19 protein-coding genes and 1 pseudogene are annotated in these 24,360 nt (G+C 61.5%); 13 read left to right on the forward strand and 7 right to left on the reverse strand.

What is annotated here, in order from left to right; translation table 11 throughout:
* Positions 1-3 precede the first annotated feature (3 nt).
* Both NJC38_RS12905 and NJC38_RS12910 read right to left on the reverse strand, forming a co-directional pair.
* A complete protein-coding gene (locus NJC38_RS12905; protein WP_253115070.1) occupies positions 4-618 on the reverse strand; it encodes an NAD(P)H-dependent oxidoreductase in 615 nt (204 codons plus the stop codon).
* On the reverse strand, positions 611-2,005 hold the full coding sequence (locus NJC38_RS12910; RefSeq protein WP_253115071.1) for a class II fumarate hydratase: 1,395 nt from the start codon (positions 2,003-2,005) through the stop codon (positions 611-613). The genes NJC38_RS12905 and NJC38_RS12910 overlap by 8 nt, the downstream gene beginning before the upstream one ends.
* 185 nt (positions 2,006-2,190) lie before the next feature.
* Here NJC38_RS12910 and NJC38_RS12915 point away from each other — a divergent pair, with 185 nt between their 5' ends.
* The 7 genes from NJC38_RS12915 (at position 2,191) to NJC38_RS12945 (ending at position 10,030) form a co-directional block, all read left to right on the forward strand.
* Entirely contained in the window at positions 2,191-2,709 is a 519-nt protein-coding gene (locus tag NJC38_RS12915) for a DUF2059 domain-containing protein (protein ID WP_045482044.1), read from the forward strand.
* A gap of 28 nt (positions 2,710-2,737) precedes the next feature.
* Positions 2,738-3,034: a BolA/IbaG family iron-sulfur metabolism protein gene (locus tag NJC38_RS12920; RefSeq protein WP_045482042.1), complete on the forward strand. Its 297-nt coding sequence runs from the start codon at positions 2,738-2,740 to the stop codon at positions 3,032-3,034.
* A 168-nt stretch (positions 3,035-3,202) separates the two neighbouring features.
* A complete protein-coding gene (locus NJC38_RS12925; protein ID WP_045493690.1) occupies positions 3,203-4,147 on the forward strand; it encodes a rhodanese-related sulfurtransferase in 945 nt (314 codons plus the stop codon).
* A gap of 3 nt (positions 4,148-4,150) precedes the next feature.
* On the forward strand, positions 4,151-4,783 hold the full coding sequence (locus NJC38_RS12930; RefSeq protein ID WP_045482040.1) for a DsbA family protein: 633 nt from the start codon (positions 4,151-4,153) through the stop codon (positions 4,781-4,783).
* Complete coding sequence (locus tag NJC38_RS12935; RefSeq protein ID WP_045482038.1) at positions 4,776-6,596, forward strand: ABC transporter ATP-binding protein; 1,821 nt, start codon at positions 4,776-4,778, stop codon at positions 6,594-6,596. Before NJC38_RS12930 ends, NJC38_RS12935 begins: the two co-directional genes overlap by 8 nt.
* A 110-nt stretch (positions 6,597-6,706) precedes the next feature.
* Complete coding sequence (locus tag NJC38_RS12940; protein WP_253115072.1) at positions 6,707-9,211, forward strand: EAL domain-containing protein; 2,505 nt, start codon at positions 6,707-6,709, stop codon at positions 9,209-9,211.
* A gap of 33 nt (positions 9,212-9,244) precedes the next feature.
* A complete protein-coding gene (locus NJC38_RS12945; RefSeq protein ID WP_253115073.1) occupies positions 9,245-10,030 on the forward strand; it encodes an iron-containing redox enzyme family protein in 786 nt (261 codons plus the stop codon).
* A gap of 98 nt (positions 10,031-10,128) precedes the next feature.
* Here the strand turns inward: NJC38_RS12945 and NJC38_RS12950 are convergent, their stop codons facing one another.
* The 5 genes from NJC38_RS12950 to NJC38_RS12970 form a co-directional block, all read right to left on the reverse strand.
* Positions 10,129-11,052, reverse strand: coding sequence for a GGDEF domain-containing protein (locus NJC38_RS12950; protein ID WP_253115074.1), 924 nt, complete (start codon positions 11,050-11,052; stop codon positions 10,129-10,131).
* A gap of 210 nt (positions 11,053-11,262) precedes the next feature.
* Positions 11,263-12,006: a YciK family oxidoreductase gene (locus NJC38_RS12955; protein WP_045482029.1), complete on the reverse strand. Its 744-nt coding sequence runs from the start codon at positions 12,004-12,006 to the stop codon at positions 11,263-11,265.
* 29 nt (positions 12,007-12,035) lie between these two features.
* Positions 12,036-12,707 carry an N-acetylmuramic acid 6-phosphate phosphatase MupP gene (gene mupP / locus NJC38_RS12960; protein ID WP_045482027.1) on the reverse strand — a complete coding sequence of 224 codons (672 nt, stop codon included), beginning with the start codon at positions 12,705-12,707 and terminating at the stop codon, positions 12,036-12,038.
* Between the two features lie 2 nt (positions 12,708-12,709).
* Positions 12,710-13,408 carry a bifunctional 2-polyprenyl-6-hydroxyphenol methylase/3-demethylubiquinol 3-O-methyltransferase UbiG gene (ubiG, locus tag NJC38_RS12965; RefSeq protein WP_253115075.1) on the reverse strand — a complete coding sequence of 233 codons (699 nt, stop codon included), beginning with the start codon at positions 13,406-13,408 and terminating at the stop codon, positions 12,710-12,712.
* Between the two features lie 79 nt (positions 13,409-13,487).
* Entirely contained in the window at positions 13,488-14,819 is a 1,332-nt protein-coding gene (locus tag NJC38_RS12970; protein ID WP_253115076.1) for a TRZ/ATZ family hydrolase, read from the reverse strand.
* A gap of 194 nt (positions 14,820-15,013) precedes the next feature.
* Between NJC38_RS12970 and mtnA the strand changes: the two genes are divergently transcribed.
* The 6 genes and pseudogenes from mtnA to cmk all read left to right on the forward strand — a co-directional run bounded on the left by mtnA (position 15,014) and on the right by cmk (position 24,318).
* On the forward strand, positions 15,014-16,090 hold the full coding sequence (gene mtnA, locus NJC38_RS12975) for an S-methyl-5-thioribose-1-phosphate isomerase (protein ID WP_253115077.1): 1,077 nt from the start codon (positions 15,014-15,016) through the stop codon (positions 16,088-16,090).
* Between the two features lie 305 nt (positions 16,091-16,395).
* Positions 16,396-18,951 (forward strand): annotated as a pseudogene (gyrA, locus tag NJC38_RS12980) (DNA gyrase subunit A); the annotation flags it as partial.
* 265 nt (positions 18,952-19,216) lie between these two features.
* Positions 19,217-20,302, forward strand: coding sequence for a 3-phosphoserine/phosphohydroxythreonine transaminase (gene serC / locus NJC38_RS12985; RefSeq protein ID WP_253115078.1), 1,086 nt, complete (start codon positions 19,217-19,219; stop codon positions 20,300-20,302).
* Positions 20,302-21,396, forward strand: a complete 1,095-nt coding sequence (gene pheA / locus NJC38_RS12990; RefSeq protein ID WP_045482010.1) for a prephenate dehydratase — start codon at positions 20,302-20,304, stop codon at positions 21,394-21,396. The genes serC and pheA overlap by 1 nt, the downstream gene beginning before the upstream one ends.
* A 28-nt stretch (positions 21,397-21,424) precedes the next feature.
* The gene (locus NJC38_RS12995) at positions 21,425-23,632 is read left to right on the forward strand and encodes a bifunctional prephenate dehydrogenase/3-phosphoshikimate 1-carboxyvinyltransferase (protein WP_253115135.1); all 2,208 of its coding nucleotides are present in this window, start codon (positions 21,425-21,427) and stop codon (positions 23,630-23,632) included.
* Positions 23,629-24,318 carry a (d)CMP kinase gene (cmk, locus tag NJC38_RS13000; RefSeq protein ID WP_045482007.1) on the forward strand — a complete coding sequence of 230 codons (690 nt, stop codon included), beginning with the start codon at positions 23,629-23,631 and terminating at the stop codon, positions 24,316-24,318. Before NJC38_RS12995 ends, cmk begins: the two co-directional genes overlap by 4 nt.
* Positions 24,319-24,360 lie beyond the last annotated feature (42 nt).

Raw genomic sequence — 24,360 nt, forward strand, 5'->3', positions numbered from 1 at the left:
ACCTTAACCTCGGCCCAACTGCTCTGCCTGGCGCACCCATTGCTGGCGCTGTGCCTCGCTGGCGCTGCGCACCGGGGCAAACTCGGTCAGACGAGTGGTCCTGATCCCGCAAGAACCCAGAATCGTGCGCGTGATCTGCCGGTGGGGCGGGGCGCCGAAAATCCAGCGAAAGTAGCGCGGTGGCGTGTCCAGGCTGATCAGCAGTTCCGCGCTGCGGCCCTTGAGCAGTTGATTGTCCGGGTCTTCGCGTCCATGGAGCCTGAAGGCGAAGCCCGGGATCAGGACCCGATCAAAAAAACCACTCAGCAGCGCGGGCAGGCCGCTCCACCAGACCGGATAGACCAGCACCAGATGTTCGGCCCAATGAATCAGCCGCTGGGCATCGAGCAAATCGGCCTCCAGTGGCTGACCCTGCTCATAGCCGCCACGCAGGATCGGATCGAATGCCATTTCGCCCAGTTTCAGGCTGCGCACGACATGGCCCTCACCGCGCGCGCCCAGGGCGTAGGCATCGCCCAGGGCATGACATAACCCGCCAGCCTTGGGGGTGCCATAGATCAGCAGGATTCGCTTGCCATTACCTTCAAGCGGAGTGGCGCCACTACGGGCCTCAGCCATGACTACCCGCCTCAAGCATGTTTTGCGGGCGTACCCAGGCGTCGAACTGCTCGTCGCTCAGGTAGCCCAGGTCCAGAGCTGCCTGGCGCAGGGTAAGCCCTTCGGTGTAGGCCTTCTTGGCGATCTGTGCGGCTTTGTCATAACCGATATGCGGATTGAGTGCGGTGACCAGCATCAGTCCGCGCTCCAGATGCTCAGCCATCTTCGCGGTGTCTGGCTCCATGCCAGCCACACAGTGCTCATTAAAGTTTCGGCAGCCGTCTGCCAGCAGTTCGATGGATTCGAGCAGGTTATGGATGATCACCGGCTTGTACACATTGAGCTGTAAATGCCCCTGACTGGCGGCAAAACCGATGGTCACATCATTACCCATGACCTGGCAGGCAAGCATTGACAAGGCCTCGCACTGGGTCGGGTTGACCTTGCCGGGCATGATCGAGCTGCCCGGTTCGTTGGCCGGCAGGCGCACTTCGGCCAGCCCGCCGCGCGGGCCGGAGCCGAGCAGGCGCAAGTCGTTGGCGATTTTCATCAGGCTGGTGGCCAGGGTCTTCAGGGCGCCGGACAAGGCGGCCAGTGGTTCGTGACCGGCCAGGGCGGCGAATTTGTTTGGCGCGGTGACGAATGGTAAACCCGACAGCGCTGCCAGTTCGGCCGCCACCGCTTCGGCAAAGCCTTTCGGGGCATTGAGGCCGGTCCCCACCGCCGTGCCGCCCTGGGCCAGCTCGTACACTGCTGGCAGGGTGGCGCGAATGGCTTTGACCGAGTAATCAAGCTGGGCCACGAAACCGGACAGTTCCTGACCGAAGGTGATCGGCGTGGCGTCCATCATGTGGGTACGGCCGGTCTTGACCAGTTGGCTATGCCGTCTGGACTGCTCGGTCAGGCCTTCAGCCAGTTCTGCGACAGCCGGCAGCAGTTGATTTTGAACCGCTTGGGCGACCGCGATGTGCATGGCCGTGGGGAAGCAGTCGTTGGAGCTTTGCGAGCGATTGACGTGATCGTTGGGGTGCACCGGCGACTTGCCGCCGCGGCCCTGGCCGGCCAGCTCGTTGGCGCGTCCAGCGATCACTTCGTTGACGTTCATGTTGCTCTGCGTGCCACTGCCGGTCTGCCAGACCACCAGCGGAAACTGGTCATTGAGCTGGGCGTCGAGAATTTCGTCAGCCGCCTGCTCGATCAGCCGGGCGATATCGGCGGGCAGGTCGCCATTGCGGTTGTTGACCCGCGCGGCGGCTTTCTTGATCAGTGTCAAGGCATGCACCACTGGCAGCGGCATGCGCTGCTGGCCAATCGCGAAGTTGATCAGCGAGCGCTGGGTTTGCGCTCCCCAGTAGGCATCTTGCGGGACTTCAATCGGACCAAGGCTATCGGTTTCGGTACGGCTCACTGGACGACTCCTCGAAAATACGTTCGGTCTGTGCTGCTGACCGGTAGAGTTTAGTCGCCGATATCACCCTCGGGTTCCCCGCAGGCTCATGACCGCTGGCAACGCAGGGGTTGAGGCCGATGCGAACATCTGCGCAGAATGAAAAACATTGAGGCCATGCCTCGTTTGCCCAAATAGGAAACCCGATGATTCGTCTTCGCGTCATGTTCACCGTGCTGGCTCTGGCGTGTGCCAGCGGTCAGGTTCTTGCCGACACGGCCAGCCAGAATGCCAGCGCCGAGACGCTTCTGAAGCTGACCAACGCTGACAAACTCACCACGCCGATCTACGGGCAGGTTCAGCAGTTGTTTGCCCAGCGCTTCGCCGAGGCCAAGGCGCCGGCTTCGAAGAAAGCCCTGCTGGAGACCTATCAGGCCAAGGCCAACGCAGCGCTGGACCAGGCGGTTGGCTGGAACAAGCTCAAACCTGAGCTGGTGAAGATCTACACCAGCAACTTCACTGAGGCCGAGCTCAAAGAACTGGTGAATTTCTATCAGTCACCGGTCGGCAAAAAGGTGCTGAGCAAAATGCCTGAGCTGTCGCAGCAGTCAGTGCAACTGACCCAGACTCGTCTGGAAAGCGCAGGTCCTGTGGTCAACAAGCTGCTCGCCGACATGAGTGCCGAGCTTGAGCCGGCCAAGGCCGCACCTGCGAAAAAACCTTGAGCCTCCACTCTGAGACATCGTACCGATCATGAGCATGCAGCAACGTATCGAAACGGCCCTGGCCGACCTGCAACCTCTGCACCTGCAAGTGCTGAATGAAAGCCATATGCACAGCCGGGGCCAGGAGACGCACTACAAGGCGATCCTGGTCTGCGAGTCATTCCAGGGGCTCAATGCTGTCAAGCGTCATCAAAAGGTCTATGCCACTCTCGGCGGCCTGATGCAAGAGTTTCACGCGCTGGCGCTGCACACTTACACCCCGCAGGAGTGGGCGGCAAACAGCGATGTACCGGCGTCGCCGACCTGCGCAGGCGGTCACGCCTGAGGCCTGCGGCTTATTGATCCAGGTCAATATCCAGCGCTGTCTGCCAGCTCAGGTTTTTTGCTAGAATCCGCGCCGCGCCGCACTTGGCCGGCGCGTTTTCATTTCTGTTCTGTCCGGTAGGCCCTTTGCGAGGGTCACCACCTGGAGATATTGATGACTCAAACGTCGATGACCGCGCCGATCGTCGTGGCTGCGCTATACAAGTTCGTCACCCTCGACAATTACCTTGAGCTGCGTGAGCCGCTGCTCAATGCCATGCTCGCCAACGGCGTCAAAGGCACCCTGCTGATTGCCGAGGAAGGTATCAACGGCACCGTGTCTGCAACCCGCGAGGGGATCGACGGTTTGCTGGCCTGGCTGCGCAGTGACCCGCGGCTGGTGGACATCGACCACAAGGAATCCTACTGCGACGAACAGCCGTTCTATCGCACCAAGGTCAAGCTCAAGAAAGAGATCGTGACCCTGGGCGTGCCAGGCGTCGACCCCAACAAGGCGGTCGGGACCTATGTCGAGCCGCAGGACTGGAACGCGCTGATCAGCGACCCTGAAGTGCTGTTGATCGATACGCGCAACGACTATGAAGTGTCGATCGGCACCTTTGAAGGCGCGATCGATCCGAAAACCACCACCTTCCGCGAGTTTCCCGACTACATCAAGGCCAACTTCGACCCGAAGGTGCACAAGAAGGTCGCCATGTTCTGCACCGGCGGCATCCGCTGCGAAAAGGCCTCCAGCTACATGCTCGGTGAAGGCTTCGAAGAGGTCTATCACCTCAAGGGCGGGATTCTCAAGTACCTCGAAGAGGTGCCGCAGGAGCAGACCCTGTGGCGCGGCGACTGCTTTGTGTTCGACAACCGCGTAACGGTACGTCACGACTTGTCTGAAGGCGACTACGATCAATGTCATGCCTGTCGTAATCCGGTCAGTGTCGAGGACCGTGCCAGCGAGCATTACGTGCCGGGTATCAGTTGCCCGCATTGCTGGAATACCCTGAGCGAAAAGACCCGCCGCAGCGCCATCGACCGGCAGAAGCAGATCGAGCTGGCCAAGGCGCGTAATCAGCCACACCCGATCGGCTACAACTATCGCCAAGCATCGGAAACGGAGGCCTGAGCCATGTCCGCTCGTCTGGTGTATGTGATGGACCCGCTTTGTTCATGGTGCTGGGGCTTCGCTCCGGTCGCCGAGGCTCTGGTGCGCCAGGCACAGGACAGCGGTGTGCAACTGCACCTGGTGATGGGCGGACTGCGCGCCAACGATGCGCCGCTGGACCCTTCCACCCGGCGCTACATCCTTGATCACTGGCAGTCGGTGCAGCAGACCACCGGCCAGCCGTTTCTGTTCGACGCGGCTTTGCCTGAAGGTTTTGTCTATGACACCACCCCGGTGTGCCGGGCGGTGGTCACCGCACGACAGCTCGACCCGCAGGCGGCCTGGCGATTGGTGGGCCTGATTCAGGCAGCGTTTTATGCCGCAGGCCGCGACGTGACTCAAGGTTCACTGTTGGCCGAGCTGGCCGAGCAGGCGGGGCTGGATCGCCTGCAGTTTGCCGAGCTGTTCGACAGCGCCGAACTCAAAAGCGCCACGGCGGCGGATTTTGCCTGGGTTCAGGGGCTGGGGATTGCCGGCTTTCCGACTTTGCTGGCCGAACGTAACGGCCAACTGGCGTTGCTGACCAACGGCTACCAGCCCGTGGACGCCCTGGCGCCATTGCTGGCCCGCTGGCTGGAGCGCGCTGCCAGTGCCTGATACACCCGGCGACACGGCGGCAACTTCCACCACGACCGATCGGCTGAGCTGGGCGGATATTCGCGCGCTGGTGTTGCGCCACAAAAAGGCGTTATGGACGGCCAATGGCGTGGCGATCATGGCCACCCTGTGCAGTGTGCCGATTCCCTTGCTGTTGCCGCTGCTGGTCGATGAAGTGCTATTGGGCCATGGCGATACGGCGTTGCGCTTCATGGACCGGCTGCTGCCTGAAAGCCTGCACCAGGCGGTGGGCTATATCGGCCTGATGCTGCTGGCGACTTTGCTGCTGCGTCTGGGGGCGCTGCTGTTCAACGTGTTGCAGGCGCGGTTGTTTGCCCGCTTGTCCAAAGACATTGTCTATCGCATTCGCTTGCGTCTGATCGAGCGCCTCAAGCGTATCGCCCTGCGTGAATACGAGAGTCTCGGCGGCGGGACGGTGACCACCCATCTGGTCACTGATCTGGACACGCTGGACAAGTTCGTCGGCGATACCCTCAGCCGCTTTCTGGTAGCGATGCTGACCCTGACCGGCACGGCTGCCGTCCTGATGTGGATGCACTGGAAGCTGGCGCTGTTGATTTTGCTGTTCAACCCGTTGGTGATCTTCGCCACCGTACGGCTGGGCAAGCGGGTCAAACACCTTAAAAAACTGGAAAACGACAGCACCGCACGCTTCAGCGAAGCCTTGAGCGAGACCCTTGAGGCGATACAGGAGGTTCGTGCCGGCAATCACCAGGGCTTTTTCCTGGGCCGGCTTGGCCTGCGTGCCCGCGAGGTGCGTGACTACGCGGTCAATTCACAATGGAAAAGCGATGCCTCAGGGCGCGCCAGTGCGCTGTTGTTCCAGTTCGGTATCGATCTGTTTCGTGCGGCGGCGATGCTCACTGTGCTGTTCTCTGATCTGTCCATCGGTCAGATGCTGGCGGTGTTCAGCTACCTGTGGTTCATGATCGGCCCGGTGGAGCAGTTGCTTAACCTGCAATACGCCTGGTACGCCGCTGGCGGCGCGCTGAGCCGTATCAACGAACTGCTGGCGCGGGCCGATGAACCGCGTTATCCCGGCCACGCCGACCCGTTTGCCGGCCGGCAGACAGTGGGCATTGAAGTGTGTGGCCTGAGTTTCGGTTACGGCGCCGAGCGGGTCCTGGATCAGGTGAATCTGTCGATTGCGCCCGGTGAAAAGGTCGCCATCGTGGGCGCCAGCGGAGGCGGCAAGAGCACCCTGGTGCAGTTGTTACTGGGCTTGTACACAGCTGATGCCGGCAGCATCCGGTTTGGCGGTGCAACCCAGCAGGAGATCGGCCTTGAGCGGTTGCGTGAGCGCGTCGCAGTGGTGTTGCAGCATCCGGCACTGTTCAACGACAGTGTCCGCGCCAACCTGACCATGGGACGCGATCGCAGTGATGAGGCTTGCTGGCAGGCGTTGCAGATCGCGCAACTGGACGCCACCGTGCGCAGCATGCCGCAGGGGCTCGATACCGTGGTTGGACGTTCCGGGGTACGGCTTTCAGGCGGCCAGCGGCAACGCCTGGCGATTGCGCGGATGATCCTCTCTGAGCCGCAGGTGGTGATTCTTGATGAGGCCACCTCGGCGCTGGATGCTGCGACCGAGTACAGCCTGCACCAGGCTCTGGGCCGCTTTCTGCAAAGCCGGACCACGCTGATCATTGCCCACCGCCTGTCCGCCGTGAAGCAGGCTGACCGGGTGCTGGTGTTCGATGGCGGGCGCATTGCCGAAGACGGCGACCATCAGCAACTGATCGCTGACGGCGGTTTGTATGCTCGGTTGTACGGGCATCTGCAGCAGGTTTGAGACGCGTTGCAGCATTTCTGGCAATTGTCGCCAATCGCCCTGCCGCGATCATGGATTTGGCCTAGGCTTGGCTGAGGATCATCAGTCAGGCAATCGGTGAAACGAACTTCATGAAGCCCGCACGGACTCTTGCCCGACCGCGTTTGCTGGGCATCGTATGGCCTTTTATTGTCGTGGTGCTGTTTCAGGCGCTGCTCGGCTGCTTCAGCCTGTACATGATGTCGGCCATGCGCAGCTATGTCGGTGGTGAAAGCCTCTGGTCCAAAGGCCAGAAGGACGCGGTCCGTTATCTGGACCTGTATGCCTTGAGCCATGACCCGCACGACTACCTCAGGTATCGCCAGGCGATTGCCATCCCTGAGGGCGGGCGCAAGCTGCGCGAGGCGCTCGATCTCCCTGAACCTGATCTCGCCGCGGCGCGTGCGGGTGTTCTACAAGGCGGCAATCATCCTGAAGATGTCGCACGCATCATCTGGCTGTATCGCCATTTCCGTGACATCGGGGCCATGCAGCAAGCGTTGCATTGGTGGTTGCAGGGCGATGCTTATCTGGCCGAGCTTGATGAGCTGGCGAGCAGCATGCGCCAGCACATCGCTCAAGGGCAGCCTGATGCGCAGACCGTGGCGCAATGGCGCGAGCGAATCGAGCAGCTCAATGCCCGTATCACCCCGGCGGCCATGGCCTTCAGTGAGGCGCTGGGGCAGGGGTCTCGATCGTTATTGCGGGTGCTGATCGTCATCAATCTGCTGACGGCCCTGATCCTGATTGCGCTGGCCTTGCTGCGCACCCACAACCTGTTGGTGCTGCGCCGGGCGATTGCCGATGACTTGCAACGCGAAAGAAAACGCGCCCAGGTTACGCTGGAGTCAATTGTTGACGGGGTCATTACCACGGATGTGCAAGGCAATATCCTGTACCTGAACCCGGCCGCCGAGCAACTGACCCACTGGCAGAGTGACCAGGCGGCCGGCACGCCGCTGGCAGCGCTGTTCAACCTGCTGGACGAGCATGCCCGGCGCGAGAGTGCCACGCTGATCGAGCATGTCCTCGGCGGTCAATTCAAGAGCGGCGCGTTGCATTGCAAACTGATCCAGCGCCTGGACGGCAGCACTGTTGCGGTTTCTCTGGTCGGTGCGCCGATTCTCACCGACGGCCAGATCAGCGGCGCGGTATTGGTGCTGCACGATCTGACCCAGGAGCGCCAATACATCGCCAATCTTTCCTGGCACGCCGCTCATGACCCTTTGACCGGGCTGGTCAACCGCAGCGAGTTCGAATATCGGCTTGAGCAACTGCTTGAACAGCCGGTGGCGCAAGAGCTCGAGCGAGTGCTGATGTTGCTCGATCTGGACCAGTTCAAGCTGATCAATGACAACTACGGACATGCGGCCGGTGATGCCCTGTTACGACACCTGTGCACGGTGCTGCCGCAAGGCTTGCGTGAGGGTGACACCCTGGCGCGGCTGGGCGGCGACGAGTTTGGCATTTTGCTGCACGATTGCCCGGCCGATTCAGTGCAGGGCGTCGCTGAAGGGCTGCGCAGCGTGGTGGAGAACCTGCATTTTGTCTGGAAAGGCCGCGCGCTGGTGACCACTGTGAGCATCGGTGTGGTACTGATCGGCGCGGCTCAGATCAGCCTGGAGGATGCCCTGCGCGCCGCCGACCTGGCGTGTTATATGGCCAAGGAAAAGGGCCGCAACCGTATCCAGCTGTATCACCCCAATGATTTGGAGTTGTCGCTGCGCTCTGGCGAGATGGCCTGGATTCAGCGCCTGCATCGTGCGCTGGAAGAAAACCGTTTCTGTCTGTACGCTCAGGAAATTGCCCCGCTCGGTGATGATGGCGACCCGGTACGGCACATCGAGATTCTCCTGCGCCTGCGTGACGAGTCCGGCAACATCGTGGTTCCGGATCGCTTTATCCCTGCTGCAGAGCGCTTTGGCCTGATGACCTCGCTGGATCGCTGGGTGGTGCGTAGCGTGTTCAAACTGATTGCCGAGTGCCGGAGCGACGAACAGCATGCCGAGCCCAGGGTGTTATGTGCTATCAATCTGTCCGGTGCCAGTATTGGCGACACGGCCTTTCTGGGCTACCTCAAGGAGCAGTTCAGCCAGTACGCCGTGGCGCCGCAGACCATCTGCTTTGAAATCACCGAAACCACGGCCATCGCCGATCTGGGCAGTGCGATCGTGTTCATCAACGAACTCAAGGCATTGGGATGCCAGTTCTCGCTTGACGATTTTTGTGCGGGCATGTCGTCGTTTGCCTACCTCAAGCATTTGCCGGTGGACTTTCTCAAAATTGATGGCAGCTTCGTCAAGGACATGCTCGACAACGCGGTCAATCGCTCGATGGTGGAGGTCATCAACCACATTGGCCATGTGATGGGTAAGCGGACCATTGCCGAATATGTCGAGACGCCTTTGATCGAAGCGGTTCTGCAGGAAATGGGCGTGGATTTTGCGCAGGGTTACCTGATCGGTCGCCCCGAATTATTGACTCGCGAAAGTCTTTATAAGGAGCCCGTGCGGCGTGGCGTGCAGCCAGCACGGGAAAGGATGGCTCCGGCAGGGGGGGAGGAGGTTTCGCTCTACCGGGGCAGGATCGAAACGTAGCACCCGTGAGGTGCGAATAAATGGAGTTATACAATGATCGACACTTTTGTCCGAACTGGCCCACTCATGGAACCGGGCAGTTACCCGGGTTGGGCACAGCAATTGATCAACGATTGCAGTGGCGCCAAGGCTCGCGTGGTCGGGCATGAGCTGTACCAGCGGATGCGTGACGCACGCCTGAGCCCTACGGTCATGCGCCATTACCTGATTGGCGGTTGGCCGGTGGTGGAGCAGTTTTCGGTGTACATGGCGCAGAACCTGATCAAGACCCGTTTTGGCCGTCATCCCGGTGAAGACATGGCGCGCCGCTGGCTAATGCGCAATATTCGCGTCGAACTTAATCACGCTGATTATTGGGTCAACTGGTGCGAGGCCCACGACGTCAGCCTCAGCGACCTCAAGGCGCAGCGCGTTGCGCCTGAGCTGCATGCGTTGAGCCACTGGTGCTCGCAGAGCTGCACCAGCGACAGCCTGGCAGTGGCCATGGCGGCGACCAACTATGCTATCGAGGGCGCTACCGGCGAATGGGCTGCCCTGGTGTGCTCCACCGGCACCTACGCCGAAGCCTTCCCGAATGAGTCCCGCAAACGGGCCATGAAATGGCTGAAGATGCACGCCCAGTATGACGACGCCCATCCATGGGAAGCGCTGGAAATCATCTGCACCCTGATCGGCAACCATGCCAGCGAAGCGCAGCAATATGAATTGCGTCAGGCCATTACCCGCAGCTACGACTACATGTACCTGTTTCTGGAACGCTGTATGCAACTTGAACGCAGCAGTAAGCCGGTACGTGAACTGCTCGCCGAACCTGCGTAAAGATACGGGTCGGGTGGGGATGTGCGGGAGCGGATTTATCCGCGAAGAACATTCGAAACACGCAATGTATCGTGGCTAACGCCGCTCCTGTGGCGGGCTCAGCCCGCCATCATCATCCGGTTGCGGCCTTCACGCTTGGCCGCATACAGCGCACTGTCAGCCCGGCGCAGCAAGCTGTCGACCGATTCGGCCGGCAATAATGTCGCGCAGCCCAGGCTGATACTTGGCCGCAGGCCATCCAGACCAACAACCTCCAGCGCCTCCACCGTCTGGCGCAAACGTTCGCCAATCATCGCCGCGGCCTCGCGATCAGTGTTCACCAGAATGATCACGAACTCCTCGCCGCCATAGCGAAATACCCGGTCGACATTACGCACTTGCTGCTTGAGCGTCTGCGCCACACTTTTGAGTACCTGGTCACCATTGACGTGCCCATGGGTGTCATTGATCTGCTTGAAATGGTCGATATCCAGCATCAGCAACGACAGCGGCTGGCGATAACGCCGCGAGTCATCCACCTCCCGGGTCAGAACCTGGTCCATCGCCACACGATTGCCGGTATCGGTCAGCGGGTCACGCAACGCGCTTTTGATCGCCATCCGGTACAGCAAGGCATTGCGCAAAGGGTAGAGCAGGCAACTGACCAGCCCTTGCAGGTCATCGCCCAGCGCAGCACTCAACGGATGGCGGTGATGCAGTTCCAGTTGCCCGAGCGGCTCACCAGCATGGCTGAGATCGTAACGGGTGCCAGGTGGGGTGCAGTCGCCGAACGACAGTTGCAGGTCACTGGCGGCATGGCTGTAAGTGAGGCCATCGAGCAGCCCGGCCTGGGTCAGCCCCTTGCAGAACATCTCCAGGATGCGGTCGGCCTCCAGGCTGGTCTGCAGTTGCTGAGCCAGTTGATAACCCAGTTGACGCATGTCCACAGGGTGTTCCTGAACTGACAGGCGAGGGCGCGCCGGTGGGCGCGGCACGCTGCTGGTATCAATGACCACTGGGTCGATCCGGGGTGGAGAACTCATCTATTCACTCCTCAGCACATTCCTTGAGGCTGGTTTGGTTAGAGCGAAATGCATGCCAATCGGTTCATTCATCCTGAATGCTAGAAAAAACAACGTCTTACAGATGAGATGGCGCCCAAGATAGCGGCAGCGGCTTGACGCAGGGGCATGTTTTAACAGATTTCGGCGTCACTATGCGTCGTTTTGCCGCCGCATGTGACGCCTTGCACATCATTTTTGGGCGTTGAACGCCTGGCCGTTGATGCCAGCGCTGTCCGGCCCCATCAGGTACAGGTACACCGGCATGATCTGTTCGGGAGTGGGGTTGTCGAGGGGATTCTCGGCAGGATAGGCCTGGGCGCGCATGTCAGTGCGGGTCGCGCCGGGGTTGACGCTGTTGGCACGGACCGCCGCCACACCGTCCAGTTCATCGGCCAGGGTCTGCATCAGCCCTTCGGTGGCAAACTTCGACACGCCGTAGGCGCCCCAGTAAGCACGGCCCTTGCGTCCGACGCTGCTGGAGGTGAAGACCACCGAGGCGTCACTCGATTGCTTGAGCAACGGCAGCAGCGCCTGGGTAAGCATGAACATGGCGTTGACGTTGATGTGCATCACGCGCATGAAGTTTTCACCCGACAGCTGTTCCAGCGGCGTGCGCGGGCCAATGATCGAGGCATTGTGCAACAGGCCGTCAAGCTGGCCGAATTCGGCTTCGAGCATCGCTGCCAGTTCGTCGTACTGATGTGGCAGGGCGGTCTCCAGATTGAACGGGATCACCGCCGGGCGCGGATGGCCGGCTGCTTCGATCTGGTCGTAGACCTGGCTGAGGTTGGCTTCGGTCTTGCCCAGCAACAGCACCGTCGCACCGTGGGCGGCGTAGCTGCGTGCTGCGGCAGCACCGATACCGCGGCCGGCACCGGTGACCAGAATGACCCGGCCTTTGAGTAGCTCGGGGCGGGCGCAATAGTCGAACATTGTCAGTCTTCCTTGGAGTCGGGCAGTGCTCAGCAGCTGCACAGAGCGTTATCGAGGACCTGGCGCAACTGCAGCGGATGATCCACCACCACATCGGCGCCCCAATGGTTCGGGTTGTCGTTGGGGTGAATGTAGCCATAGCGCACGGCGGCCGTGCGGGTGCCGGCATCGCGGCCCGACTCGATGTCGCGCAGGTCGTCGCCGACGAACAGCACGCTGGCAGGATCCAGGTCCAGGCGGCTGCAGGCCAGGATCAGTGGCTCGGGATGCGGTTTGCTGTGGGTCACATGATCCGGGCAGATCAACAGTGCCGAGCGCTGCGCCAGGCCCAGTTGCTCCATGATCGGTGCGGCGAAGCGCACCGGCTTGTTGGTCACCACGCCCCAGATCAGCCCGGCTTTTTCGATGTCGGCAAGCAACTCGGCCATGCCGTCGAACAGGCGGCTGTGCACTGCGCAGTTGTGTTGGTAACGTTCGAGAAACTCCAGGCGCAGGGCTTCGAATTCCGGAGCGCTGGGCGACAGGCCGAAGGTTGCCGAGACCATGGCCTTGGCGCCGCCGGAGATTTCGTCGCGGATCAGCTTGTCGTCCACTGGCGCAAAACCGCGCTCGGCCAGCATCGCCTGGCAAATGGCGATGAAGTCCGGGGCGGTGTCCAGTAACGTGCCATCCATATCGAACAGGACCGCTCTCAAGCGCATGCTCAGGCCTCCTTCACGGTCTGGATCATGTAGTTGACGTCAACGTCGGCGGCCAGCTTGTAATGCTTGGTCAGCGGGTTGTAGGTCAGGCCGATGATGTCCTTGACCTGCAGTCCGGCAGCGCGGCTCCAGGCGCCCAGTTCCGAAGGGCGGATGAATTTCTTGAAATCGTGGGTGCCACGCGGAAGCATGTTGAGGATGTACTCGGCCCCGACAATGGCGAACAGGTAGGCCTTGGGGTTGCGGTTGATGGTGGAGAAGAACACCTGGCCACCCGGTTTGACCATACGGCAGCAGGCCGCGATCACCGAGGACGGGTCAGGCACGTGTTCGAGCATTTCCAGGCAGGTGACCACATCGAACTGTTCGGGCATTTCCAGCGCCAGGTCTTCGGCAGTGATCTGCCGGTATTGGACTTGCACCCCGGATTCGAGCTGGTGCAACTGGGCCACCGCCAGCGGCGCTTCGCCCATGTCGATACCGGTCACGGTGGCACCGCGCAAGGCCATGGCCTCGCTGAGGATGCCGCCGCCGCAGCCGACGTCGAGGACGTTCTTGCCGGCCAGGCTGACCCGCTCGTCGATCCAGTTGACCCGTAGCGGGTTGATGTCGTGCAGAGGTTTGAACTCACTTTCGCGGTCCCACCAGCGATGGGCCAGGGCCTCGAATTTGGCGATTTCAGCGCGATCGACGTTGCTCATCGGATGTCCCTCTTGAAGATGTGAATTCGGTGGAGTCCGGCAGCCGCCAACAGACGGATGGTCAGGGGGCGCTGGACAGTCATTGAGTGCGGTCGGCAATGCGCCGACCCCATGCCATGGCGCTTGCGCACAGGGCTTGTTCATCCATGCGGGTCAGGCGGCGATCTTCCAGTAATGGCTTGCCGGCGACCCATACGTGGCGGACGCAATCGCGGCCGCTGGCGTAGATCAATTGTGATACCGGATCATAGACCGGTTGTACGGCCAGCCCTGACAGGTCGAACGCGACCAGGTCGGCAGCCTTGCCAAGCTCCAGCGAGCCGGTTTGCTGCTCGATACCCAGGGCACGGGCGCCGTTGAGCGTGGCCATGCGCAATGCGCGGTGCGCGTCCAGGGCGCTGGCCGAGCCGGCGACGGCCTTGGCCAGCAAGGCGGCGGTGCGGGTTTCACCCAGCAGGTCCAGATCGTTGTTGCTCGCCGCGCCATCGGTGCCCACTGCGACATTGACCCCGGCTTGCCACAGTCGCTCTACCGGGCAGAAGCCGCTGGCCAGTTTAAGGTTCGATTCCGGGCAGTGAATGACACTGGTGTTGCTTTCTACCAGCAAGGCCAGGTCTTCGTTGCTGATCTGGGTCATGTGCACGGCCTGGAAGCGCGGCCCCAGCAGGCCAAGGCGCTGCAGGCGGGCCAGTGGACGCTCCTGGCGCTGCTCGACCGATTGTTGCACTTCGAAGGCGGTCTCGTGCACATGCATATGGATCATGGCGTCGAGTTCATCGGCGATGACCCGCACCCGTTCCAGGTTCTCGTCATTGACCGTGTAGGGCGCGTGGGGGCCGAAGGCGACGTTGATGCGCGGATGGTGGAGCAGGTCATTGAACAGTTCGATGCCGACATGCAGCGCTTCGTCGATGTTGCGTGCGCCGGGCACCGGAAAATCCAGCACCGGCACGCAGATCTGGGCGCGCATGCCGCTGTCGTGCACCCGCTCGGCAGCCACTTTGGGGTAGAAGTACATGTCCGAAAAACAAGTAACGCCGCCCTTGAGCTGCTCTGCAATGGCCAGGTCGGTGCCGTCGCGCACGAATGCTTCATCGACCCAGCGGCTTTCGGCCGGCCAGATGTGTTCCTGCAGCCATGTCATCAGCGGCAGATCATCAGCCATGCCGCGAAACAGGGTCATCGCCGCGTGGCCGTGGGCGTTGATCAGGCCGGGAGCCAGCAGCATGCCCGGCAGCTCGCGGGTTTCTGTTGGTGACAGGCGCAGGGCATCGGTCCTTGGGCCGATCCAGACGATGCAGCCGTCGCGGATGCCGATGCCATGTTCCCTCAGCACCACCCCGGCAGGTTCGACCGGCACCAGCCAGTCCGGCAGGAGCAGAAGGTCAACGGGTGTACTGGCTGTGGGCATGACAGACTTCCGGGGTTGGTTCAGATTGTGTACAACGACAGCGTGAGTCGGTGGTCAGGCAAGGTGGTGGGTCACTTGCAGCACGGGCTTTGAGCCTGGTAATGGCGAAGTATACCCGAGCGTCTGGTTGGCCGGCTCGCTATAATCGGTCGCTTTTTTATTCAGGTTCTGGATTGTTGACGATGGAGTGGGCGATGCGCGATCAGTTGTTGGCTGCGGAAAAAGTAAAGGCCATCGATTGGCGGGAAGACGCCCTGTACTTGCTTGATCAGCGGGTATTGCCGCGCGAAGAGGCCTGGCTGGCCTGTCATGATGTCCAGGCGGTGGCGGCCGCGATCAGCGCCATGGTGGTGCGCGGCGCGCAGGCGATCGGCGTCAGTGCTGCCTATGGGGTGCTGCTCGCGGCGCGGGCGCGGATGGCGGCCGGTGGCGACTGGCAGTCGGCGCTGGACGCCGACTTCGCTTTGCTGGACGCTGCGCGGCCCACGGCGGTCAACCTGTCCTGGGCGCTGAACCGCATGCGAGAGCGCCTGCAACGTCTGAAGTCTGATGACGACCCGTTGCGAATTCTGGCGGCCGAAGCGGCGGCTATTCATCTCTCTGATCGCGATGCCAACCTGACCATGGCACAACTGGGGGCCGAACTGATCCGCAAGCAGCAGGGCAACCTGCAGGCGGTGCTGACCCACGGCAACGCTGGCGCGCTGGCCACCGGCGGGTTCGGTACGGCGCTGGGGGTGATCCGCGCCGCGCACCTGGAAGGCATGATCGAGCAGGTCTATGTCGATGAAACCCGGCCCTGGTTACAAGGCTCGCGGCTGACCGCCTGGGAGCTGGCCAGCGAAGGCATCCCGGTCAGTGTGATTGCCGACTCGGCGGCGGCGCATCTGATGCGTACCAAGGGGATTACCTGGGTGGTGGTCGGTGCTGACCGGATCACCGCCAACGGTGATGTGGCAGCCAAGATCGGCACCTATCAACTGGCGGTGGCAGCGATGCATCACGGCGTGCGGTTCATGGTCGTGGCACCGAGTTCGTCGATCGACATGGACACCACCAGTGGTGACGGCATCGTCCTCGAAGAGCGCGATGGCCTTGAATTGCTGGATGTGGGCGGCCAGCCACTGGCTGCCAGAGTCGGCGCGTTCAATCCGGTGTTCGATGTCACCCCGGCGGATCTGATTGACGCCATTGTCACTGAAAAGGGCGTGGTCGAACGGCCCGATACCGCCCGGCTGGCGCAGTTGATGAGCCGCAAGCACCTGCATTGATTGCCGTTCGTCGCCTGCCAGGCAGGATTGTCGGTGGTTCTCTGGCGGCCTGAGAGCGTCTCTCGGCGTTGCCGCGCTCAAGTGGCTCACATCCATTGCTTGCAAGGGATGTGAGCGTGACGGCGATTGTGCTAACATCCGGCGGTTTTCGGGGGCGCTATTCGCAGTCCCTCCAACTGCGCAGATCCATGGCGTAACCCGTTGATTTGTCGTAAGTCGTCGCCTGGTGTCAACCGGGGGCGGCGAGCCTTGATCGTTCCGCAGGGGGCGTTGGGGTTTCACCAGAAAAAGGAATCAGGCTTCTCATGGGTGAACTGGCCAAAGAAATTCTTCCGGTCAATATCGAAGACGAGCTGAAACAGTCCTACCTGGATTACGCCATGAGCGTGATTGTCGGGCGGGCACTGCCGGATGCTCGCGATGGCCTGAAGCCCGTGCACCGGCGTGTGCTGTACGCCATGAGTGAACTGGGCAACGACTGGAACAAACCGTACAAGAAATCCGCCCGTGTGGTCGGTGACGTGATCGGTAAGTACCACCCCCACGGTGACACTGCGGTCTACGACACCATCGTGCGGATGGCCCAGCCTTTCTCGCTGCGCTACCTGCTGGTCGATGGCCAGGGCAACTTCGGTTCGGTCGACGGCGACAACGCGGCGGCGATGCGATACACCGAAGTGCGGATGACCAAGCTCGCCCACGAGCTGATGGCCGATCTGCACAAAGAGACTGTCGACTGGGTGCCCAACTACGACGGCACCGAGCTGATCCCGGCGGTCATGCCGACCAAGATTCCCAACCTGCTGGTCAACGGTTCCAGCGGTATTGCCGTGGGCATGGCGACCAACATTCCGCCGCACAACCTCGGTGAAGTCATTGACGGTTGCCTGGCGCTGATCGACAACCCCGAGCTGTCGGTCGACGAACTGATGCAGTACATCCCCGGCCCGGATTTCCCGACCGCCGGTGTAATCAACGGGCGTGCCGGCATTCTTGAGGCTTATCGCACTGGTCGCGGGCGCATCTACATGCGGGCCCGCTCGATCGTCGAAGACATCGATAAAGTCGGTGGCCGCCAGCAGATCGTCATCACCGAGCTGCCGTACCAGCTCAACAAGGCCCGGTTGATCGAAAAGATCGCCGAGCTGGTCAAGGAAAAACGCCTCGAAGGCATCACCGAGCTGCGTGACGAGTCCGACAAGGACGGCATGCGGGTGGTCATCGAGCTGCGTCGTGGCGAAGTGCCTGAGGTGGTGCTCAACAACCTCTACGCCCAGACCCAACTGCAAAGCGTCTTCGGCATCAACATTGTCGCGCTGATCGACGGTCGTCCACGGATCCTCAACCTCAAGGACCTGCTGGAAGCTTTCGTTCGTCACCGTCGCGAAGTGGTTACCCGCCGCACCGTGTTCGAACTGCGCAAGGCGCGTGAGCGTGGCCACATCCTTGAAGGCCAGGCGGTTGCGCTGTCGAACATCGACCCGGTCATTGCCCTGATCAAGGCTTCGCCGTCGCCGGCCGAGGCCAAGGAAGGGCTGATCAGCACGCCTTGGGAATCCAGTGCGGTGGTGGAAATGGTCGAGCGCGCCGGCGCCGATGCCTGCCGTCCGGAAAACCTCGATCCGCAATATGGCCTGCGTGATGGCAAGTATTTCCTGTCGCCGGAACAGGCCCAGGCGATCCTCGATCTGCGTCTGCACCGTCTGACCGGTCTGGAGCACGAGAAGCTGCTGGGCGAGTATCAGGAGATCCTCAACCAGATCGGCGAGCTGATCCGCATCCTCAACAGCGCCACGCGCCTGATGGAAGTGATTCGCGAAGAGCTGGAACTGATCCGTGCCGAATACGGCGATGCGCGCCGCACCGAGATCATCGAGTCGACTGGCGACCTGACCCTGGGCGACCTGATTACCGAAGAAGACCGTGTGGTGACCATTTCCCACGGTGGCTACGCCAAGACCCAGCCGTTGACCGCTTACCAGGCCCAGCGCCGTGGCGGTAAGGGCAAGTCGGCTACCGGGATCAAGGATGAGGACTACATCGCGCACCTGCTGGTCGCCAACAGCCACACCACGCTGATGATGTTCTCCAGCAAAGGCAAGGTGTACTGGCTCAAGACCTACGAGATTCCTGAAGCGTCGCGTGCCGCCCGCGGTCGTCCGCTGGTTAACCTGCTGCCGCTGGATGAGGGTGAGTACATCACCACCATGCTGCCGGTCGAGGAGTACACCGTCGGCCACTTCATTTTCATGGCCACCGCCAACGGGACCGTGAAGAAGACGCCGCTGGAGCAGTTCGCCCGTCAACGCAGTGTGGGCCTGATCGCCCTGGAACTCGATGAAGGCGATGTGCTGATCAGCGCTTCGATCACCGATGGCAGTCGCGAAGTCATGCTGTTCTCTGACGGTGGCAAGGTCACCCGCTTCAACGAGAACGAAGTGCGTGCCATGGGGCGTACCGCTCGTGGTGTGCGCGGTATGCGTCTGGCTGAAGGGCAGAAGCTGATTTCCATGCTGATCCCGGAAGAGGGCAGCCAGATTCTCACCGCTTCCGAGCGTGGTTATGGCAAGCGTACGGCTATCAGCGAGTTCCCCGAGTACAAGCGTGGCGGCCAGGGCGTGATTGCCATGGTCAGCAACGAGCGTAACGGCCGTCTGGTCGGGGCGATCCAGGTGCTCGACGGTGAAGAGATCATGCTGATCTCCGACCAGGGCACTCTGGTTCGTACCCGGGTCGACGAAGTGTCCAGCCTGGGTCGTAATACCCAGGGTGTGACCCTGATCAAGCTGGCCAGCGATGAAACTCTGGTTGGCCTGGAGCGGGTTCAGGAGCCTTCCGAGATCGAAGATGAAGAGCTTGATGAAGACGCGGCTGCCAGCGAGACGGATGATGAGCAACCAGCGGACGCTGCGGGTGACGAAGAGTCCGCAGACTGAAGCAATGCAGTAAATAGCTCGGGGGCAGGTTCGTTCGTGAAAACGCGTGCCTGCCCCTGCGCCTTTGCGGTGCAGTAAGGTGTGATGCCTGTGCACCGGTCCCGGATTGAGGTGCCTGCCGGCCATCCAGCGCTGTGCTGGCAGGCTGCCTGTAGCGTGAACAGACCCGAAGCATTTGACGAGAGTGGATATGAGCAAGCGAGCCTTTAACTTCTGCGCAGGTCCTGCTGCGCTCCCTGAAGCTGTTCTGCTGCGCGCCCAGGCCGAGCTGCTGGACTGGCAAGGCAAGGGCCTGTCGGTCATGGAAATGAGCCATCGCAGCGACGAGTTCGTGTCCATCGCCGAAAAGGCCGAGCAGGATCTTCGTGATCTGCTTCATATTCCCGCCAATTACAAAGTGCTGTTCCTGCAAGGTGGTGCCAGCCAGCAGTTCGCCCAGATTGCCCTGAACCTGCTGCCGGAAAACGGTGAAGCCGACTACGTCGACACCGGTATCTGGTCGCACAAGGCCATGGAAGAAGCGGCCCGCTACGGCAAGATCAACCTGGCTGCCACTGCCAAGCCTTACGATTACTTCGCCATTCCTGCTCAGCAAGAGTGGACGCTGTCGAAAAGCGCGGCGTACGTCCACTACGCGCCGAACGAAACCATTGGCGGCCTGGAATTCAACTGGATTCCAGAAACCGGCGACGTGCCGCTGGTTGCCGACATGTCGTCGGACATTCTCTCGCGTCCGGTGGATATCTCGCGGTTCGGCATGATCTACGCCGGCGCGCAGAAAAACATCGGCCCGAGCGGCATTGTTGTTGTGATCATTCGCGAAGACCTGCTCGGTCGTGCCCGTGCCCTGTGCCCGACCATGCTCGACTACAAGGTCGCAGCTGACAATGGCTCGATGTACAACACGCCGCCGACCCTGGCCTGGTATCTGTCCGGGCTGGTGTTCGAATGGCTCAAGGAGCAGGGTGGCGTCGAGGCCGTGGCCAAGGTCAATGATCTCAAGCAGCGCACCCTGTATGACTACATCGATGCCAGCGCGCTGTACAACAACCCGATCAACAAGGCTGACCGCTCGTGGATGAACGTGCCGTTCCGCCTGGCTGACGACCGCCTGGACAAACCGTTCCTGGCCGGTGCCCAGGCCAATGGTCTGCTCAACCTCAAGGGGCATCGCTCGGTAGGTGGCATGCGTGCCTCGATCTACAACGCCGTGGGCCTGGATGCCGTCAATGCGCTGGTCGCCTACATGAAAGACTTCGAGAAGGAGCACGGTTGATGTCCGATCAGGAACTCAAGGCGCTTCGCGTGCGCATCGACGCACTCGACGAGAAGATCCAGGAACTGATCAGCGAGCGGGCACGCTGCGCCCAGGACGTGGCGCGGGTGAAGATGGCGACCCTGGCCGAAGGCGAGGCGCCGGTGTTCTATCGGCCCGAGCGTGAAGCTCAGGTGCTCAAGCGGGTCATGGAGCGTAACCGTGGCCCGTTGAGCAACGAAGAAATGGCGCGTCTGTTCCGTGAGGTCATGTCTTCGTGCCTGGCGCTGGAGCAGCCGCTCAATGTTGCCTATCTCGGTCCTGAGGGCACCTTCACCCAGGCAGCGGCCATGAAGCACTTCGGCCATGCAGTGGTCAGCCGGCCGATGGCCGCGATCGACGAAGTGTTCCGCGAAGTGGTTGCCGGTGCGGTGAACTTTGGTGTGGTGCCGGTCGAAAACTCCACCGAGGGTGCGGTCAACCACACGCTCGATAGTTTTCTTGAGCATGACATGGTGATCTGTGGCGAGGTCGAGCTGCGCATCCACCATCACCTGCTGGTGGGCGAAAGCACCAAGACCCAGAGCATCACCCGCATCTACTCCCATGCCCAGTCCCTGGCCCAGTGCCGCAAATGGCTGGATGCGCACTACCCGAATGTCGAGCGCGTGGCGGTGGCAAGCAATGCCGATGCCGCCAAGCGGGTGAAAAGCGAGTGGAATTCGGCAGCGATTGCTGGCGATATGGCGGCTAGCCTGTATGGCCTGACCCGTTTGGCAGAAAAGATCGAAGATCGTCCAGACAACTCCACGCGTTTTCTGATCATCGGCAATCAGGAAGTGCCGCCGACCGGTGATGATAAAACCTCGATCATCGTGTCGATGAGCAACAAGCCGGGTGCCCTGCATGAGCTGCTGGTGCCGTTCCATGAAAACGGCCTGGACCTGACCCGCATCGAGACCCGTCCTTCGCGCAGCGGCAAGTGGACCTATGTGTTCTTCATCGATTTCGTCGGGCATCATCAGGACCCGCTGGTCAAGGCCGTGCTGGAGCAGATCCGCCAGGAAGCCGTAGCGCTCAAAGTGCTGGGTTCCTACCCCAAAGCGGTGCTCTGAAATCATGAGTGTGCAATCCAACGGGCCGCTGATCGGCCGCCTGGTGGTGGTCGGGCTCGGTCTGATCGGTGGCTCCTTTGCCAAGGGTATTCGCCAGAGCGGTTTGTGCCACGAGGTGGTGGGGGTTGACCTCAATGCCCAGTCGCGCCGCCTGGCGGTCGAGTTGGGCGTGGTGGACCGTTGCGAAGAGGATCTGGCCAAGGCCTGTGAGGGCGCCGACGTGATCCAGTTGGCGGTGCCGATACTGGGCATGGAGAAGGTCCTGGCGCGTTTGGCGCCGCTGGACCTTGGCAACGCCATCCTCACCGATGTCGGCAGCGCCAAGGGCAATGTGGTGCGTGCCGCGCAAGAAGCATTCGGTGCAATGCCGGCGCGATTCGTGCCTGGGCATCCGATTGCCGGTTCTGAGCAGAGCGGCGTCGAAGCCTCGAATGCTGACCTGTTCCGTCGCCACAAGGTAATCCTCACGCCGCTGCCGCAGACCGATCCGGACGCGGTCAGCGTGGTGCATCAGTTGTGGGCTGCACTGGGCGCGGATGTCGAGCACATGCGCGTCGAGCGTCATGATGAAGTGCTGGCCGCGACCAGTCACTTGCCGCATCTGCTGGCATTCAACCTGGTTGACTCGCTGGCCAAGCGTAACGAAAACCTGGAAATCTTCCGCTACGCGGCGGGAGGCTTTCGCGACTTTACCCGTATCGCCGGCAGTGATCCGGTGATGTGGCATGACATCTTCCTGGCCAACCGCGAAGCGGTGCTGCGGACCCTGGACACCTATCGCAGCGATCTGGATGCGCTGCGCGAGGCGGTCGAGGCAGGCGATGGTCACCAGTTGCTCGGTGTGTTCACCCGGGCGCGCATGGCGCGTGAGCATTTCGGCAAGATTCTTGCCCGGCGTGCCTATGTCGAACCTGAGGTGGCTGCTGATCTGGCGTTTGTGGCGAGCCCCGGCAGGCGGCTGGCTGGCCGGGTGCGAGTGCCGGGCGACAAGTCGATTTCCACCCGGGCGATCATTCTCGGCTCGCTGGCTGAAGGCGTTACCGAGGTCGAGGGGTTGCTTGAGGGTGAAGATGCCCTGGCGACCCTGCAGGCGTTCCGTGACATGGGCGTGGTTATCGAAGGCCCGCATCAGGGCCGGGTGGCGATCCACGGCGTTGGCCTGCACGGTCTGAAGTCGGCGCCGGGGGCGATCTACCTGGGTAACTCCGGGACCTCGATGCGCCTGCTGGCCGGTTTGCTGGCGGCGCAGAGCTTCGACAGCACCCTGACCGGCAATGCCACGTTATCGCGGCGTTCCATGAACCGCGTCGCCGAGCCATTGCGGGCCATGGGGGCGGTCGTCGAGAGTGGCGCTGAGGGTCGTCCGCCGCTGACCATTCGCGGTGGCCGACAACTGGTCGGGCAGGTCTTTGAGGCGCCGACTGCCAGTGCGCAGGTCAAGTCCTGCTTGTTATTGGCAGGGCTGTATGCCCAAGGGCGTACTACGATTATTGAGCCGACACCGACTCGCGATCATACCGAGCGGCTGCTGGAAGGGTTTGGTTACCCGATCCAGCGCAGCGCGGGGCGCTTGAGTATCGAGCCGGGGCATCGGCTGAACGGCACGCGCATCGAGGTGCCAGCGGATATGTCTTGCGCGGCGTTCTTTTTGGTCGCCGCCTCGATTGCCGAGGGTTCCGAGTTGCTGCTTGAGCACGTCGGCATCAACCCGGCCCGCACGGGTGTGATCGATATCCTGCGTCTGATGGGGGCCGATATCGAGCTGGAGAACCCGCGTCAGGCTGGCGGTGAGCCGGTCGCCGATCTGCGGGTGCGCTCGGCGCCGCTGACCGGTATCGAGATTCCCGAGGCGCTGATACCGCTGGCCGTCGACGAGTTTGCGGTGTTGTTCATCGCGGCAGCCTGTGCGCGTGGTCGCACGGTGTTGCGTGGTGCCCAGGAGTTGCGCGCCCGTGACAGTGACCGGATCCAGATCATGGCAGACGGTTTGCAGGTATTGGGTATCAAGGTCGAGCCAACCGCCGATGGCATCATTATCGACGGTGGTACTTTTACGGGCGGTGAGCTGGATGCCCGTGGCGATCATCGCGTTGCGATGGCGTTCAGCGTTGCCGCTTTGCGGGCCTCGGCGCCCATACGGATCCGCGACTGTGCCAATGTCGTGACATCCTTTCCCAATTTCCTGGCACTGTGCGCCCAGGTTGGCATGTCCGTCGCGCAAGAGGAACAATCGTGAAAATCAAAGCACCTGTCATCACCATTGACGGACCCAGTGGTTCGGGCAAAGGCACTATTGCCGGTTTGCTGGCGACCCAGTTGGGCTGGTGTCTGCTCGATTCTGGTGCGCTGTACCGTCTGCTGGCCTTTGCGGCGAGTAATCACGGGGTCGACCTGACCAATGAAGAGGCGCTCAAATTGCTGGCAGCGCACCTCGATGTGCAATTCGAGGTCGGTGACAACGGTCAGCAGCAGCGGATCATTCTTGAAGGTGAAGACGTGACCCATGCGATCCGCAACGAGCAGGTCGGCAGTGGCGCGTCTCAAGTGGCTTCGCTGCCGGCAGTGCGGGACGCTTTGTTGCAGCGTCAGCGGGCTTTTCAGGAGCAACCGGGTCTGGTCGCTGACGGTCGGGACATGGGAACCGTGGTATTTCCCGATGCCCCATTGAAGATTTTCCTGACCGCCAGTGCCGAAGAACGCGCGCGTCGTCGTTACCTGCAGTTGAAGGCCAAGGGTGATGATGTTAGTCTGTCGAGTCTGCTAGATGAGATACGTGTTCGCGACGAGCGTGACACCCAGCGAGCGGTAGCCCCGCTCAAGCCGGCGCACGACGCCATTCAGCTGGACTCCACCGAGTTATCCATCGACCAGGTGTTGCAACGCATCCTCAGTGAAGTCGCCCTGCGCGATATCACGGGATGATCAAGGAGCCATGCGGGAGACCAGACTACATCCTGCAGGCTT

This window comes from Pseudomonas sp. 21LCFQ010 (genome assembly GCF_024129905.1).
Lineage (GTDB): Bacteria > Pseudomonadota > Gammaproteobacteria > Pseudomonadales > Pseudomonadaceae > Aquipseudomonas.

Coding starts and splice junctions, on each gene's coding strand:
- NJC38_RS12955 (WP_045482029.1), bottom strand. CDS start 12,006: ATGTTCGACTATTGCGCCCGCCCCGAGCTACTCAAAGGCCGGGTCATT.
- NJC38_RS12915 (WP_045482044.1), top strand. CDS start 2,191: ATGATTCGTCTTCGCGTCATGTTCACCGTGCTGGCTCTGGCGTGTGCC.
- serC (WP_253115078.1), top strand. CDS start 19,217: ATGAGCAAGCGAGCCTTTAACTTCTGCGCAGGTCCTGCTGCGCTCCCT.
- NJC38_RS12925 (WP_045493690.1), top strand. CDS start 3,203: ATGACCGCGCCGATCGTCGTGGCTGCGCTATACAAGTTCGTCACCCTC.
- mtnA (WP_253115077.1), top strand. CDS start 15,014: ATGCGCGATCAGTTGTTGGCTGCGGAAAAAGTAAAGGCCATCGATTGG.
- pheA (WP_045482010.1), top strand. CDS start 20,302: ATGTCCGATCAGGAACTCAAGGCGCTTCGCGTGCGCATCGACGCACTC.
- NJC38_RS12970 (WP_253115076.1), bottom strand. CDS start 14,819: ATGCCCACAGCCAGTACACCCGTTGACCTTCTGCTCCTGCCGGACTGG.
- NJC38_RS12950 (WP_253115074.1), bottom strand. CDS start 11,052: ATGAGTTCTCCACCCCGGATCGACCCAGTGGTCATTGATACCAGCAGC.
- NJC38_RS12945 (WP_253115073.1), top strand. CDS start 9,245: ATGATCGACACTTTTGTCCGAACTGGCCCACTCATGGAACCGGGCAGT.
- ubiG (WP_253115075.1), bottom strand. CDS start 13,408: ATGAGCAACGTCGATCGCGCTGAAATCGCCAAATTCGAGGCCCTGGCC.
- NJC38_RS12920 (WP_045482042.1), top strand. CDS start 2,738: ATGAGCATGCAGCAACGTATCGAAACGGCCCTGGCCGACCTGCAACCT.
- NJC38_RS12905 (WP_253115070.1), bottom strand. CDS start 618: ATGGCTGAGGCCCGTAGTGGCGCCACTCCGCTTGAAGGTAATGGCAAG.
- mupP (WP_045482027.1), bottom strand. CDS start 12,707: ATGCGCTTGAGAGCGGTCCTGTTCGATATGGATGGCACGTTACTGGAC.
- NJC38_RS12940 (WP_253115072.1), top strand. CDS start 6,707: ATGAAGCCCGCACGGACTCTTGCCCGACCGCGTTTGCTGGGCATCGTA.
- NJC38_RS12930 (WP_045482040.1), top strand. CDS start 4,151: ATGTCCGCTCGTCTGGTGTATGTGATGGACCCGCTTTGTTCATGGTGC.